The sequence below is a fragment of the Epibacterium ulvae genome (assembly GCF_900102795.1).
In the GTDB taxonomy this organism is placed as follows: Bacteria; Pseudomonadota; Alphaproteobacteria; order Rhodobacterales; family Rhodobacteraceae; genus Epibacterium; species Epibacterium ulvae.
Genome location: NZ_FMWG01000006.1, coordinates 123,515 through 137,597, shown reverse-complemented (window position 1 = coordinate 137,597; position 14,083 = coordinate 123,515). Strand labels below are relative to the sequence as shown.

The window sequence follows — 14,083 nt, the reverse complement described above, 5'->3', positions numbered from 1 at the left end:
CGAGAAACAGAAGCTGCGTGCCTAGCGCAGCTCCATCCCTTCGGGCCATTGCAAGCGGATTTTCAGGGAAATCTGCTGTTGCCCCTTGGGCGTGAGGTCAAACTCCCACGCCAAAATGCCTCGTCTGTTGTCCACATTCTCCTGATCGGGGCGAGGTTCTGCCGTCCATGAGATTTCCAGATCTTCCTGTTCAGTATAAGGCACACGATCCAGCAAACGCATAGGCCAGATCTCGGATGTGAGATTTTCAACTGTGATTTCAACATCCTGCTCTTCCAGATTGCTGCGAGAAATCACCCCCCTATCGCCTTCATTTTTGCGCAGAACATCCCGCGCAATGGTAAGACCATGAATGGGGCCAAAGCCAATCTCGGTGGTTTCCCCTGCAGCGAGCGCGGCAAATTCACGGATCGCAACAAGATCACCATCTACAAAATAAGGCACCTCACTTGCGCCCAATAGGCGCTCATCAAATGTATTTTCAAAGGCCACCACCCGATACGCCTTATCATCATAAAGCGGGACCGCTTCGGCACGTTGCGTCACCACGGTGCTGAGCACATCCATATCAAGAATAAACGCCTCTCCCGTGGCGATCGAAGCCTGATGACCCAATTCATATTGCAGCACGGCCCCTGAACGATCTGGCGTCCAATCCGGTGCAGATTCCGCAATCACAGAGGGTTCAAGAAGGGGTTCAGCCAAAACCTGCAGATCGGCACGCGCACTGTTTTTGTAGATCGGCGCCGGGCGTGGTTCTTCAATGCGGCGCAATTGTGGGGGTAAAATCGATGGTGCGCTTTGATCGGTGGGGCTGGCCGTTGACAGGGTTATGGCCACATCGTGCCAATCCTCGCCGGTATCCTGCAAAACTTGAACACCCCGTTTGATTTCGAGCTGCGCCGCCTCGCCCGTGCTGAGGTGTAGCTCGTAATAAGGGGCCCAAAAAACGACCTCATCCGTGTAATAATTGAGGGTAACATCCTGCACCCCCGGTTCTGTCACCTCGACTGCGACAGTCAGAAACATCCGTTCACGGTCTTCACGATTCACCAAATCACGGCGGGTTTTCGCCTGTTTCAGCGCCGCGCGCAATGGCGGTAGCTGTTGTTCAATTTCGCGCCCCGTTTCCTGTGCAGCCACCACAGTTCGCGTTGCTGTTTGAGCCTGAGTTGCAATCATCGCAGCGATATCTTGAAGCTGCGCTGCACTCGCACCTCCAAGACCATCATTTGCACCCAACTGCTGTAGAAACTGCAGTGTAGCCTCAGCGCCAACCGCCTCGGCCCGTGCGGTTGCAGCCTGTGCTTTGACCTGCGCAATTTGGTTTTCTATCGTTTGTATCTCTGCTTCCGCTGCAATCAATGCTGCGGATTTCTCTTGCAGCAAGGTCTGTTCGTCTGTGTTGATTGTCGCAGAAAGCAGTTTTGCACCAGGTAGATCCACTTGCAGGGTTTCAAGGCGCGTGCTGAGCGGCAACCCAGTGAGCCGCAGTTGATGGGTGCCTGCTGGCAAATCAATACTGGCTTTGCGCGTAACCCGCGCAAGATCTGAAAACACCGTTGCCGCAGTGGGCAGGCTTGGCACTTCAAATTGTGCGGCCAAAGCTGTTGAAGACAAAAACGTCCCCAGACACAGGCTGGAAAGAATAGACAATCGCATCATATGAACCACCTCATGCGCAGAAATTACCAGCAGTTTACAGCGCTCACTCAAAAGAAAAAGGTGCTGTAAACAGCACCTTTTCCCCGTAGATCGGACGTGAGGGTTTGGTTGAGAGTCAGCCGATCAACCAGTTGTTCCAGAGGTTTGACTGAACAGAGGCACCGAACTGGCGTTCCAGCGCGGCCAGAGGGAAGCCAAGAAAACCAGTGGAGCAGATCGCCACACGGCTGTGGCTGTCAACCAGACGCAGACGCCCTTGGTCCAGCTTCAGGCTAAAGCCCTTGCTGCGTAACACCCGGCGCAGCATGCTCCAGCAGTTGGCCTGTTCAAAATCGGCCCGTAGGAACATGCGCAACTGGCTCGCCAGTTCGGAGTCGAGACGCTTGGAAACACGGGCGCTGGCCCAAGCAGACTGGCGCAGCGGGTTGGTTTTGGTTTCAATGCGACGTTCCTGAGTGGTAAGCAAGTTGAACATTGGGTGTCTCCTGTGGGCCGATCAAATTTGTGTTGAACCCAAGGTGCCGCACTCTTCCAATGCATAACAGACTGGCAAAAGAAGAGGGGCTGCCTCTTCCGAAGCAGCCCCTATCCTTTTGGTTGTAGCCTTTGATCCGAAACGTCAGATCAGCCTTTCTTTAGGACCTCACGACCCAGAAGTTCGGCAATTTGAACCGCATTCAAAGCCGCGCCTTTGCGCAGGTTATCAGACACGCACCAGAGGTTCAGACCGTTTTCGATGGTCGAATCTTGACGGATGCGGCTGATGAAGGTCGCGAAATCACCAACACACTCTTTGGGCGTGACGTATCCGCCATCTTCACGCTTATCGATCACCATGATGCCTGGGGCTTCACGCAGGATGTCGCGTGCTTCATCTTCATCCAGGAAATCTTCGGTTTCGATGTTCACGGCTTCAGAGTGGCCTACAAACACAGGCACACGCACACAGGTTGCTGTGACTTTGACGCTGGGATCGATGATCTTTTTGGTTTCTGCAACCATCTTCCACTCTTCTTTGGTGGAGCCATCGTCCAAGAATACATCAATGTGCGGGATCACGTTAAAGGCGATCTCTTTGGTGAATTTCTTGGGCGGAACGTCAGAGGTGGGGTTATAGACCGCTTTGGTCTGATCCCACAGCTCTTCCATCGCTTCTTTGCCGCCACCTGATACAGACTGGTAGGTGGACACAACAACGCGTTTGATCTTGGCACGGTCATGCAAGGGTTTCAGAGCGACAACCATCTGCGCTGTTGAACAGTTGGGGTTGGCGATGATGTTCTTCTTGGCATAATCGTGAATCGCCTCGGGGTTCACCTCGGGCACGATCAGTGGGATTTCGGGATCATAGCGATACAGCGACGAGTTATCGATGACGACACAGCCTGCAGCTGCCGCTTTGGGCGCGTATTGTTTGGTGGCATCTGAGCCAACCGCAAACAATGCCATATCCCAGCCAGTGAAATCGAAGGTGTCGAGGTCCTGCGTCTTCAATGTTGTCTCACCGAACGTCACCTCGGTTCCAAGCGAGCGACGGCTGGCCAGAACGGCAACCTCATCCGCGGGGAACTGGCGCTCGGCCAGGATGTTCAGCATTTCGCGACCCACATTACCTGTGGCGCCGACGACAACGACGCGATAACCCATAATCGTTTCTCCAGATAGATCCGGCCCCATGGCCGGTGTCCGAGATCTAATGGCAAATGCCAAACAATAAAAGAGCCGCAATCCGGCTATCTCATCGCTTTAGTTGTTAAATTGTATCAACCAGAGCAGCATTGTATCAAAAAACTACATTTATCACAAAAAGGGGAAGCTAAAGCCCGAATCAACACATGTTTCGCCCCACATCACCGTGAGAATAGCCAACAACGCCAAATCAGCCCATTCATATGGGCCTCAGCACGACCCTCTAACATGATACAATATTGATACAATTCAGCCAAAGACTTGCCAATGCTGCGCAATCGGCCAAAGTAGGCGTGTTCCTCTTTGATACAGGCGCGCTTGCATGACGACCCATGACTTTTACGAAGCCCTGCCCCGGATCAGTGATTTCGCCGAGCTAAGCCGCGCGTCGGCCTATACCCCGTTGCCCAAAGATTGGCTGGTCTGCTGCACAGATATCGTCAACAGCACAGCATTGATTGAAGAGGGGCGTTATAAGACCGTCAATATGGTGGCTGCCTCTGTGATTGCCGCAATGATCAACGCCATGTCAGGGCGGGCGTTCCCATTTGTATTTGGAGGCGATGGCGTGTCATTCGCGGTGCCACCAGAGGATCATGACATTGCCCATCACACGCTTGCCAATCTACGCAGTTGGATTGATCGGGAATTTGGCATCTCTTTACGGGCTGCGCTCCTGCCCGTGGACTGGATCAGGCAAGAAGGTCTTGAAGTCTCGGTCGCGCGCTATGCAGTCTCAGCTGGCGCAGATTATGCCATGTTTGCTGGGGGTGGGCTGGCTTGGAGCGAACAACAGATGAAAGCCGGCGGTTTTGAAGTCTTGCCAGCCGAGCATGTCATGCCACCAGATCTAACAGGGCTGTCCTGCCGATGGCAGAATATGAAATCGCGAAATGGCGTTATCCTGTCCTTGCTGATCTTACCAACCCCAGAAGGAAGTGATCGCGCTTTTTCCGAACTTGCCGCCCGTATTCTACGCCTTGCAGCAACGTTAGACCGCAGCGGACACCCGATTCCCAAATCCGGCCCGACGATTGGCTTGCCACAGGGCAGATTTCGCGACGAATCGCGTCTGGTGCGCCAGAATCGATCAGCCTTGATCAATCGTCTGCGCCTAATGATTCAATTTATCCTATTCATGCTCGTCTTCTGGCGAGGAAAAAAGGTGCTGGGATTCGATCCCGAACACTATCGTACGACCTTAAGCGCCAATGCCGATTACAGAAAATTTGATGACGGTCTAAAGATGACACTGGATTCTACGCCAGAGGTGCAAAGCGCATTGCGCGGCCTGCTGGAAGAGGCGCGTGATAGTGGGCTCATTCAGTTTGGCTGGCACGAACAGGACGAAGCATTGATGACCTGCATCGTTCCATCCGCCTTGCGCGACGATCATGTGCATTTCATCGACGGGGCATCTGGCGGCTATACACAAGCCGCCAAATCACTTTCTTAGAACGATCTTAGACCTTGGTGAATTTGTCGGATGCGGGATCGTAGCATTCCAATCCCCCTTCACCGATGTCCGTCCACAGGCCATGCAGGCTCAACGCGCCCTTTTCGACGGCATCAGAGATGAACGGGAAGGTCATCAAGTTCTCTAGAGAGGCGACAACAGCATGGCGTTCAAACTGGCGAGCTTGCTCGTTATCATCCTGAATATCCTCAACCTTTTCAAATTTCGGTTTAAGAATTTCCATCCAGCGTCCGACAAAGCTGGTCTTTTCTTCCAGCTGCGGGGCATGGCCTTTGCACATATCGATACAGCCCTGCACACCACCGCATTGTGAATGGCCCAGAACAATTAGATGCGACACTTTCAAAGCGGTGACAGCATATTCAACCGCCGCACTGGTGCCGTGATGATCTCCATCTGGCGCAAAGGGCGGCACAAGGTTTGCAATATTGCGGTGGATAAAAAATTCACCCTGATCCGCGCCGAAAATAGAGGTCACATGCACGCGGCTGTCACAGCAGGAAATCACCATCGCACGAGGGCGCTGACCCTCGGTTGCGAGACGGCGATACCAGCCCTGGTTCTCGCTATAAGATGTTGCTTTCCAACCGTGGTAACGGGTCACCAGATAGCTAGGGAGAGGTTTGGCATGTTCCATATTCTTGCTCTCTTTGGGTCAACTGTCAGGTTTGTTAAACTGTATTGTTAGCAAATTCGAGAGATTTACACACCAGTTGGAAACCTTTTGAAAACCGTTAAGGGGCAGATTGGTTCTCGTGCCGTGGGGGCACAAGAAATTTTGGGGTAACTGTGGTGGCTAATATTCTCACTGTTGTGCACAAAGAAAACGTGCGTCTGGATCCGGGCAAATTGTCCGATTTATATAACGAACTGGGTGAAACCGGGGCAGAAGATGTGGTCTGCCGCGCGATTGAGGAACTGGCGGTACGCCTGACGCATTGCGAGCGGTTATGGCGCCAGAACGATATCGTGAACCTGCGCAAAAGCGCGCGATCGCTGATTGCAATATCAGATCAGGTCGGCATGTCTGCCATGAGCAGCATCGCAGGTGATGTAACGCAGGCAATTGATTCCGAAGACTATGCAGCGGTTGCAGCAACGCTGTTCCGTTTGATCCGTGTGGGTGAACGCTCTCTCACCGCGATTTGGGATCAACATGATCTAACAATCTAACGCCCTCAGGCGATTTTATAGAGTTTCTGTGGAGCGTGGGGCCTTGCAGCCCCACCACAGGCGACTAGTCTAGCACGGGAAGACAATCTATTTTCCGGAGCTTGCCCATGTCGCTTACCTTTGCACCTGCCTCGACAGACAGCATTCCCCTCCACGTTGTGGATGAGGGAAGTTTTTCTGTTTGGCTTGAAGATCAAAGTGCTGAGGTCAAAACCTGGGCAACAGTATCTGGTTTTACTGCAGCGGCGGGACAAGCGCTGGCTCTCCCCGCACCTGACGGAAGCATCCAGCAGGCGCTGGCAGGCTTTGGCACGAAAGAGAGCCGCGCGCGTCGACGTTTCATTTTAGCGGCTGCCGCACAAAAGCTTCCCAAAGGCACCTATCATATCGCATCGGGTCTGCCAGCAGATCAGGTTGAGGTGGAATGTCTGGGCTGGCTTTTGGGAGGATACGTCTATGACCGCTATCGCAGCAAATCTTCTGCTGCAGCGTCACTGGTCGCACCAGAAAACATTGATGCCGCCAAAGTAGAGAAAATGGCCAAGGCTGAGCAGCTCACACGGGATCTGATCAACACGCCCGCAGCGGACATGGGGCCGGAAGCACTGGAAACCGCGGCACGGGATCTTGCACAGACCTATGACGCGGCCTGTTCCGTGATCACAGGCGACGCACTGTTGGATGAAAACCTCCCGATGATCCACACCGTGGGCCGCGCGGCAGACCGCGCACCGCGTTTGATCGAGATTCGCAAAGGCACCTCGGGGCCGAAACTCACTCTGGTTGGCAAAGGGGTGTGTTTTGATACCGGTGGGCTGAACCTGAAACCGGGCGCGAGCATGGGAATCATGAAGAAAGACATGGGCGGGGCGGCAAATGTGCTGGGGCTGACGCAAATGATTCTTGCGGCAGATCTACCGGTGCAATTGCGGGTGCTGATTCCCGCCGTGGAAAACGCAGTTTCGGGCAATGCCTTCCGCCCCGGAGATGTTTTAACTTCGCGCAAAGGTCTTACAGTTGAGATCAATAACACTGACGCCGAAGGGCGATTGGTGCTGGCAGACGCGCTGGCTCTTGCAGATGAAGAGACACCAGATTTGCTAATCTCGATGGCGACCCTCACCGGGGCGGCGCGTGTGGCAGTTGGGCCGGATCTTGCGCCGTTTTATACCGACGACGACCGTGATGCAGGCGCGCTGACCAAAGCGGCAACAGATACAGCAGATCCGGTGTGGCGGATGCCCTTCCACACCCCTTATGAAACCATGATCGAACCCGATATTGCGGATCTGGACAATGCCCCTGCGGGCGGGTTCGCCGGTTCAATCACGGCCGCGTTGTTCCTGCGCCGTTTTGCAGGCAACAGCCGTTATATGCATTTTGACATCTATGCATGGTCCCCAAAACCCGCGCCGGGCCGCAGCAAAGGTGGCACAAGCCAAGGCATCCGAGCTTTGTTTACAGCCCTGCCTGATATGCTGGACCTGTAACCATGTCCGATTTTGACCGGCGCACAACGCCAATGAATGCGCATATCATCGCGGACCACCTGCCTTTCGCTGCAGAAGGGCGTCAGGTGGTGGCGGGCCAGCGGGCCTCTGTTTGCACACCTGTGGCCGATCTGTTGCGCGCTCCGGATGGCGCGCGCGACCGTCAACTGCTTTTGGGGGAAAGCGTCACGCTTTATGATCAACGCAACGGCTATGCTTTTGTGCAGGCCGAAAAAGACGGGTACGTCGGCTATCTGCGCAGCGATGATATCGGACCATATCACACCGTGACACATCAGATTCAGGCCCCAATGACCCACGTCTACAGCGCCCCGGATTTCAAATCCCCCGAACGTAAAGCGCTTTCGCAGGGCAGCCTTTTAACAGTTGTACCAAGCTCAGAGACAAACGCGCGTTTTGTTGAAACATCAGCAGGCTTTGTACCCCGTGCGCATATATCTGCGCTGGACGTGAAGGAACCTGATGGCGTTGCAGTGGCCGAAAGCTTTCTGGGCACGCCTTATTTATGGGGCGGCAACAGCAGCTTTGGCATTGATTGCTCTGGTCTGGTGCAGGCTGCTTTGGTGTCGACGGGGCAGCCTTGCCCCGGTGACAGTGATCAGCAAGAACAGACGCTTGGCACTGCGCTGAAACACGGAACCCCCTATTTGCGCGGGGATTTGTTATTTTGGAAAGGGCATGTTGCGCTTGTTGCGACGCCGGAAACCCTGATCCACGCCAATGTGCACCATATGGCTGTGGCATATGAAAACATTCATGCCGCCATCACCCGGATTGAAACCCAGGGCGACGGGCCCGTGACGGCCCATAAACGCATGTCATCACTCGACAGCCCGGATCAATTTCCGCTCTAGCACCCGCAACACGGTGCGCAGATCTTTGCCGCGTTTCAGGATCTGCCCATCCATGGTGACAACAGAATACTGCCCTTGACGATGGCGCAGTTTGGGGCGTTTTTCGATACGGTACAGCGGAAACTCTGCGGTCCGGCGAAACACGGAAAAGACGGCCATTTCTTTGAGAGAGGAAATGCCATAATCGCGCCATTCCCCAGCAGCAACCATCCGGCCGTACAGAGATAAGATAACCTGCAGCTCGCGTTTATCAAAAGCCACTTGCGTGTCGTAGGTGGGTGGAAAAGGCTCTATGTGTTGAAAGCTCATAAGAGCAGCCTGCGACCATTCAGAAAGAAAATCAAGCGCTTTTAGAGTGTTAAGACCTCTGCCACAGCAAGGCGGATGCTCTTAACGCTCATCTAACTCCTGTAAGGCATAGTGATCAGACCGCTGAACGATCTCATATTTCTACTGCTCTGGAACAGACCATGCTGAAACATCTTAGCGCCGCTCATGCGCCTTTCACTCGCTTTTTCGGCTATGGGATTGTGTTTGGCCTCTCGCTGGTTCTGGGAAGCGTGCTGATGGCCAAAGTTCCTTATGAAAATGAACAGATTGAAGCACGCGTTGCTTTGATGAACACACAGAAAACTGCGCTCTCTGTCCTCACAGACATGGCATCCGGGAGACGTGCCTTTAACAAACGCCATGCGCGAGACGCAAAAAACACTTTGATCGAGACAACCAAGGGCATCAAACCGCATTTCAAACACATTGAAATGGATGCGCACACTCTGGCGCGCCCGAACCTTTGGACAAATTGGGAAGATTTCGAGTTGCGCGCCAAAAACGCCCAGCGCGCAGCAAAACGCCTGAACCCCCGCAGCGCAGATACATTGCGCCAAAGCCTACCAGCGATGATCAAAGGCTGCCACAGCTGCCACGAACGCTATAAATTGCAAGATCGTGAATTCACGACGCATTAAACCCAACCGGTTTTAGCGCCCGTGTTTTGCCAGAAACAGATCAACAGCAGCGGCTGCAACCCGGTGCTGCTCATCCTCTGAAAACTCCGTTTCATTCAGAAATACAGCGCGCAGCAAAAGATCCGCTTTGCAGAGTTCGATAAACTGATCAGCAGCCATATCAAAATCTTCGACAGCCAGATCCCCACGCGCTGTGGCCTGTTGCAGATAACTGCGCATATCGGTGCGCCAGATCATCGGACCACTTTGGTAAAAAAGCTCGCCCAACTCTGGGAAACGCGTGGCTTCGGCGACACAAATGCGGAACATCTGTTGTGAAATCTCTGACAGGTAGCTCGCAATGATCATACGTGCCCCCGCATAAAGCGACTCTGCGGGTGGATGGTTTTCGTGAAAGTCCACCCCCGCGCCGGTGGCTTCGCACTGGCGCTGACATTCGGTGCGTACAACTTCGCTGAACAAAAGTCGCTTATCTGGAAAGTAGCTGTAAAGCGTTGCCTTAGAAACGCCAGCTTCTTTGGCGATATCATCGACACTCGCGCCTTCAAAGCCTTTGGCCATAAAGACCACGCGCGCGCCCTCAAGCACCTGCGCGAACTTGCGCCCGGTTCGTTGAATGGGCTGGTCTTTCATGTCCAAGGTCATAAAGGCTCCGGTCTCGTGAATGAACTCCGAACTTAGCGATTGTACCATAGGCAAACAAGCATCCACGTCGCTTGCAGAGGAGGGATCATGTTATTGTGATCACCTTCGAAGAACGTCCTATGATTGAGACACAGACTGTTTTGGCGTATAGCTTTTGCAAAGTGCTCCTTTATCGAAATTTTCAACTGCATGATTGATGTTCTCCTACGAACCCTGCCGTTTTTTGCGCTCATCGGGCTGGGCTATGGTGCTGCCCGGTCTCGTTTTTTTAGCGAAGACGCGACGGCTGCTCTGACCAAATTTGTGTTTTACTTTGCGCTTTCGGCAATGATTTTCCGATTTGCTGCAACCTTGTCCTTTGGAGAGCTGTTTGATGTCGATTTGCTATTTGGATACCTTGCAGGCTGTGGTGTGGCCTATGGTGTGGCAACCGCAGTTGCCGTTATGCGCGGACAAGACGGCCCAACCGCCGCAGTAGAGGCGCAATGCTTTGCCATCGGAAATGTTGGCTTTTTGGGCCTGCCCATGATGGCCCTTTTCTTTGGGGAAGCCTCCATTGCGCCCATGATGCTGATCCTAAGTGTGGATCTGGTGGTGTTTTCCTCACTTATTGTGATCCTGATCAATCTTGGCCGTGGCAACGGCATTACGCTGGCAACGCTATGGCGTGTGGTCCGCGGGCTATTGGCGAATCCCATGATCCTATCGATCACCGCCGGGCTGCTTTGGTCGGGGTTTGCCCTGCCGATCCCTGATCCTGCAGCTGAATTTCTATCACTTCTGGCCGGAGCTGCAGTGCCCGGTGCGCTCTTTGCAATTGGTGCATCGCTTGCCAGTAAATCTGCTGAACGAGTAGAAGTGGCCCTTTGGCTGAGCTTTGGAAAGCTGGTGGTTCATCCCCTATGCGTTGCGATTGGTGTCTTGTGGCTGATGCCTGTTGATCCCTATGCGGCAAAGATCGCGATTGCAGCCAGCGCCTTGCCCGTAGCGGGCAATATATACATCCTTGCCCAACACTATGGCATTGCACCGCAACGGGTGTCGGCAGCGATCCTGATTTCCACCGTTCTGGCTGTATTGTCCCTACCCGTCGTCATCACTTGGGTTTCTGCCCTTTAGGTGATGAAACTTTAGTGAATTGCAATCAATTGACTGCAAAACAGCAGCTGCGGCCTCTGACACGCTGGACGACTTGCGTTTGGACCGCTAGCGATAAGCCAAACTGATCAGGAGGCATGGCATGGAAACCCTATCCCAGAACAAGGCGTTTGGCGGCACGCAGGGCGTCTATCGCCACAAAAGCACAAGCACCCAATGCGACATGACCTTTGGCGTCTTTCTGCCCGAAGAAGCCAGTGATGGCCCGGTGCCGGTTTTGTGGTATCTGTCTGGCCTCACATGCACCCATGAAAACGCGATGACCAAGGCAGGCGCACAGGCTTGGTGTGCAGAGCAAGGTATTGCAATTGTCTTTCCAGACACCTCACCACGGGGGGAAGGTGTTGCAGATGATGAAGCTTACGATCTGGGTCAGGGTGCGGGGTTTTACGTAAACGCCACGGAAACACCATGGGCACCTCATTTCAATATGTGGGACTATATCGCCGACGAACTGCCGACATTGCTTGGCAAGGAGTTTTCGATTGATCTGGACCGGCAGGCAATCACAGGTCATTCAATGGGCGGGCATGGTGCATTGACACTGGCGATGGGATTGCCGGGACGATTTACTTCCGTCTCAGCCTTTGCGCCCATCTGCAATCCCACAGCATCAGACTGGGGCCGCAAACAGCTCACCGCCTATCTCGGCGCGGATGAAGCCACATGGGCAAAACATGACGCAACGCTCATGATGGAACAGTCTGGCTTTGATGGACCGGTTTTGATTGATACCGGCACCGAGGATCAATTCCTTGATCTCCTAAAACCTGAAGCCCTAGCCTCAGCCGCCAACAGCCGCCGTCAACAAGCTACACTGCGCCTGCAGCCCGGATATGATCACAGCTATTTCTTTGTTTCCACCTTCATGGAAGAGCACATCGCCTTCCATGCAGATGCGCTTTATGCGCGCTGACGTGAAAGGATCTCTCACATGAGCAAATTTGACTACGACCTGATCGTCATCGGCTCTGGACCTTCTGGGCGCACAGCCGCCATTCAGGCAGCCAAACTGAAACGTAGCGTCCTTGTGATTGACCGCCATGACAGGCTGGGCGGGGTTTCCGTTCACACGGGCACGATCCCGTCAAAGACGTTGCGCGAAACCGTGCTGAACCTCACCGGTTGGCGCGAGCGGAGCTTTTATGGCCGCTCTTATCGTGTGAAGGATTCGATCAAAGCAGACGACCTGAAGGCCCGGCTGCACATGACGCTGGACCATGAAGTCGACGTGTTGGAACACCAGTTCAATCGCAACCATGTGGACACTTTGGCAGGTATGGCCCATTTCGTGGATGCCAACACGGTTGAGGTAGAGACCGAAGCCGGTGACACCACACAGGTTACAGGCGAAAAGTTCCTGATTGCCACTGGCACACGCACCTACCGCCCGGATTATGTGCCCTTTAATGGTAAAACCATTGTAGATGGCGATGAATTCTTGGAGATGGAAGAAATTCCGCGCTCGCTGATCGTTGTTGGCGCTGGCGTCATTGGTGTGGAATACGCCACCATGTTTGCCGCCCTTGATGTGCGCGTCACCCTGATCGAGCCACGCGATACCTTCCTTGATTTTATTGACCGCACGCTCATTCAGGAATTCACCCATCAGATCCGCGAAAATGGTCTGGATCTGCGCCTTGGCTCAGCCATTGAAAAAATCGAAGACGAAGGCGATCACATCGAGGTCAGCCTCGCCAATGGGCGTCATGTGCGGGGTGAAATGCTGCTGTTCGCGGCAGGCCGCATGGGCAATACGGAACGCTTGAACCTCAAAGCCGTTGGCCTTGAAACCGATCACCGTGGGCGCGTGGCCATTGAACGCAAGACCTATCAAACCGCCGTGCCGCATATCTATGCAACCGGCGACGTCATCGGGCACCCGTCACTGGCATCAACCTCGCTGCAACAGGGCCGTGTCGCGGCCTGCCATGCAATGGATGTTGCCACCATCCCGGAAAGCCCCTGGTATCCTTACGGCATCTATTCTGTACCAGAAATGTCGACCTGTGGCATGTCAGAAGAAGAGCTGAAAGAGCGCGACGTGCCTTACGAAGTGGGGATTGCGCGCTTTCGCGAAACCTCACGCGGGCATATTATGGGCGTTGAACATGGCATGCTAAAAATGCTGTTTTCCCTTAAAACCCGTCGTGTCTTGGGTGTGCAGATTGTCGGTGAAGGCGCAACTGAACTGATCCATATCGCGCAAGCCGTGCTGAACCTGAAAGGCACTGTAGACTATTTCGTGCAAAACACGTTCAACTACCCCACCTTGGCCGAAGCCTATAAAATTGCGGGTCTTGATGCCTTTAACCGGATGCCGATCCCGGATGAATTCAAAGAGCCCAAGAAAGCCAAGGCAAAACCCGCAGAAAAACCTGCCCCCAAAGCCAAAAAGGCCGCCGAGTGAGCGCGCTTTATATTGATGCGGACGCCTGTCCGGTCAAAGCAGAGGCCGAGCGGGTCGCCACCCGCCACGGCCTCTCTATGTTTGTGGTGTCAAACGGCGGCCTGCGCCCGTCAGCAAATCCATTGGTGCAAACCATCATCGTGGATCAGGGCGCAGATGTGGCGGATATGTGGATCGCTGAGCGCTGCGGGCCGGGCGATGTTGTGGTCACCGGAGACATCCCGCTTGCGGCCAAATGCATCGAAGCTGGTGCCCGTGTGCTGCGCCACAACGGGGAACGGTTCACCGAGGCCAATATCGGCCAACAGCTGGCCATGCGTGATCTGATGGCCGATCTGCGCGCCGCCAACCCTTTGGGCATGCAAGGCGGCGGCAAATCCTTTTCCAAAGCGGACCGGTCCCGGTTTCTGGATGCGTTGGAGCGCGAATTGCGCGCCGCCAAAAGGTAGATCTATCCGCGTTTTTAGGGCGCTCTTTTGTGTTTATGATTGTAGAATAGACGTCGATACGCCACCGTTATTCACGGGCTTTGG

At 54.0% G+C, this 14,083-nt stretch carries 15 protein-coding genes; 9 read left to right on the top strand and 6 right to left on the bottom strand.

What is annotated here, in order from left to right; translation table 11 throughout:
- Positions 1-21: 21 nt before the first annotated feature.
- From BLP79_RS11155 to BLP79_RS11145, 3 genes are all read right to left on the bottom strand, one after another.
- Complete coding sequence (locus tag BLP79_RS11155) at positions 22-1,665, bottom strand: DUF4139 domain-containing protein (RefSeq protein WP_139163197.1); 1,644 nt, start codon at positions 1,663-1,665, stop codon at positions 22-24.
- Between the two features lie 115 nt (positions 1,666-1,780).
- Positions 1,781-2,140 carry a hypothetical protein gene (locus BLP79_RS11150; protein WP_090218994.1) on the bottom strand — a complete coding sequence of 120 codons (360 nt, stop codon included), beginning with the start codon at positions 2,138-2,140 and terminating at the stop codon, positions 1,781-1,783.
- A 149-nt stretch (positions 2,141-2,289) separates the two neighbouring features.
- Positions 2,290-3,312, bottom strand: a complete 1,023-nt coding sequence (locus BLP79_RS11145) for an aspartate-semialdehyde dehydrogenase (RefSeq protein ID WP_090218993.1) — start codon at positions 3,310-3,312, stop codon at positions 2,290-2,292.
- A 364-nt stretch (positions 3,313-3,676) separates the two neighbouring features.
- Between BLP79_RS11145 and BLP79_RS11140 the strand changes: the two genes are divergently transcribed.
- On the top strand, positions 3,677-4,810 hold the full coding sequence (locus BLP79_RS11140) for a DUF3095 domain-containing protein (protein WP_090218991.1): 1,134 nt from the start codon (positions 3,677-3,679) through the stop codon (positions 4,808-4,810).
- Between the two features lie 7 nt (positions 4,811-4,817).
- On the opposite strand, the gene BLP79_RS11135 is transcribed toward BLP79_RS11140, so the two are convergent.
- Positions 4,818-5,468 carry a carbonic anhydrase gene (locus tag BLP79_RS11135; RefSeq protein WP_090218989.1) on the bottom strand — a complete coding sequence of 217 codons (651 nt, stop codon included), beginning with the start codon at positions 5,466-5,468 and terminating at the stop codon, positions 4,818-4,820.
- A 155-nt stretch (positions 5,469-5,623) separates the two neighbouring features.
- Here BLP79_RS11135 and BLP79_RS11130 point away from each other — a divergent pair, with 155 nt between their 5' ends.
- From BLP79_RS11130 to BLP79_RS11120, 3 genes are all read left to right on the top strand, one after another.
- Positions 5,624-6,004 carry a hypothetical protein gene (locus BLP79_RS11130; RefSeq protein WP_232716430.1) on the top strand — a complete coding sequence of 127 codons (381 nt, stop codon included), beginning with the start codon at positions 5,624-5,626 and terminating at the stop codon, positions 6,002-6,004.
- 107 nt (positions 6,005-6,111) lie between these two features.
- Positions 6,112-7,494 carry a leucyl aminopeptidase family protein gene (locus BLP79_RS11125; protein WP_090218987.1) on the top strand — a complete coding sequence of 461 codons (1,383 nt, stop codon included), beginning with the start codon at positions 6,112-6,114 and terminating at the stop codon, positions 7,492-7,494.
- A gap of 2 nt (positions 7,495-7,496) precedes the next feature.
- A complete protein-coding gene (locus BLP79_RS11120; protein ID WP_090218985.1) occupies positions 7,497-8,369 on the top strand; it encodes a C40 family peptidase in 873 nt (290 codons plus the stop codon).
- Here BLP79_RS11120 and BLP79_RS11115 read toward each other — a convergent pair.
- Positions 8,337-8,678 carry a DUF2794 domain-containing protein gene (locus BLP79_RS11115; RefSeq protein WP_090218983.1) on the bottom strand — a complete coding sequence of 114 codons (342 nt, stop codon included), beginning with the start codon at positions 8,676-8,678 and terminating at the stop codon, positions 8,337-8,339. The two genes, BLP79_RS11120 and BLP79_RS11115, sit on opposite strands and share 33 nt — an antisense overlap.
- 161 nt (positions 8,679-8,839) lie before the next feature.
- Here BLP79_RS11115 and BLP79_RS11110 point away from each other — a divergent pair, with 161 nt between their 5' ends.
- A complete protein-coding gene (locus BLP79_RS11110) occupies positions 8,840-9,337 on the top strand; it encodes a c-type cytochrome (protein WP_090218981.1) in 498 nt (165 codons plus the stop codon).
- 12 nt (positions 9,338-9,349) lie between these two features.
- Here the strand turns inward: BLP79_RS11110 and BLP79_RS11105 are convergent, their stop codons facing one another.
- On the bottom strand, positions 9,350-9,970 hold the full coding sequence (locus tag BLP79_RS11105; protein WP_090219197.1) for a TetR/AcrR family transcriptional regulator: 621 nt from the start codon (positions 9,968-9,970) through the stop codon (positions 9,350-9,352).
- A 201-nt stretch (positions 9,971-10,171) separates the two neighbouring features.
- Here BLP79_RS11105 and BLP79_RS11100 point away from each other — a divergent pair, with 201 nt between their 5' ends.
- The 4 genes from BLP79_RS11100 (at position 10,172) to BLP79_RS11085 (ending at position 13,999) form a co-directional block, all read left to right on the top strand.
- A complete protein-coding gene (locus tag BLP79_RS11100) occupies positions 10,172-11,101 on the top strand; it encodes an AEC family transporter (protein WP_090218979.1) in 930 nt (309 codons plus the stop codon).
- 121 nt (positions 11,102-11,222) lie between these two features.
- Positions 11,223-12,056, top strand: a complete 834-nt coding sequence (gene fghA, locus BLP79_RS11095; RefSeq protein ID WP_090218977.1) for an S-formylglutathione hydrolase — start codon at positions 11,223-11,225, stop codon at positions 12,054-12,056.
- 18 nt (positions 12,057-12,074) lie between these two features.
- Complete coding sequence (gene sthA, locus BLP79_RS11090) at positions 12,075-13,550, top strand: Si-specific NAD(P)(+) transhydrogenase (protein WP_090218975.1); 1,476 nt, start codon at positions 12,075-12,077, stop codon at positions 13,548-13,550.
- The gene (locus tag BLP79_RS11085; RefSeq protein WP_090218974.1) at positions 13,547-13,999 is read left to right on the top strand and encodes a YaiI/YqxD family protein; all 453 of its coding nucleotides are present in this window, start codon (positions 13,547-13,549) and stop codon (positions 13,997-13,999) included. Before sthA ends, BLP79_RS11085 begins: the two co-directional genes overlap by 4 nt.
- Positions 14,000-14,083: the final 84 nt, after the last annotated feature.

Coding starts and splice junctions, on each gene's coding strand:
- BLP79_RS11155 (WP_139163197.1), bottom strand. CDS start 1,665: ATGATGCGATTGTCTATTCTTTCCAGCCTGTGTCTGGGGACGTTTTTG.
- BLP79_RS11150 (WP_090218994.1), bottom strand. CDS start 2,140: ATGTTCAACTTGCTTACCACTCAGGAACGTCGCATTGAAACCAAAACC.
- BLP79_RS11145 (WP_090218993.1), bottom strand. CDS start 3,312: ATGGGTTATCGCGTCGTTGTCGTCGGCGCCACAGGTAATGTGGGTCGC.
- BLP79_RS11140 (WP_090218991.1), top strand. CDS start 3,677: ATGACGACCCATGACTTTTACGAAGCCCTGCCCCGGATCAGTGATTTC.
- BLP79_RS11135 (WP_090218989.1), bottom strand. CDS start 5,468: ATGGAACATGCCAAACCTCTCCCTAGCTATCTGGTGACCCGTTACCAC.
- BLP79_RS11125 (WP_090218987.1), top strand. CDS start 6,112: ATGTCGCTTACCTTTGCACCTGCCTCGACAGACAGCATTCCCCTCCAC.
- BLP79_RS11120 (WP_090218985.1), top strand. CDS start 7,497: ATGTCCGATTTTGACCGGCGCACAACGCCAATGAATGCGCATATCATC.
- BLP79_RS11115 (WP_090218983.1), bottom strand. CDS start 8,678: ATGAGCTTTCAACACATAGAGCCTTTTCCACCCACCTACGACACGCAA.
- BLP79_RS11110 (WP_090218981.1), top strand. CDS start 8,840: ATGCTGAAACATCTTAGCGCCGCTCATGCGCCTTTCACTCGCTTTTTC.
- BLP79_RS11105 (WP_090219197.1), bottom strand. CDS start 9,970: ATGAAAGACCAGCCCATTCAACGAACCGGGCGCAAGTTCGCGCAGGTG.
- BLP79_RS11100 (WP_090218979.1), top strand. CDS start 10,172: ATGATTGATGTTCTCCTACGAACCCTGCCGTTTTTTGCGCTCATCGGG.
- fghA (WP_090218977.1), top strand. CDS start 11,223: ATGGAAACCCTATCCCAGAACAAGGCGTTTGGCGGCACGCAGGGCGTC.
- sthA (WP_090218975.1), top strand. CDS start 12,075: ATGAGCAAATTTGACTACGACCTGATCGTCATCGGCTCTGGACCTTCT.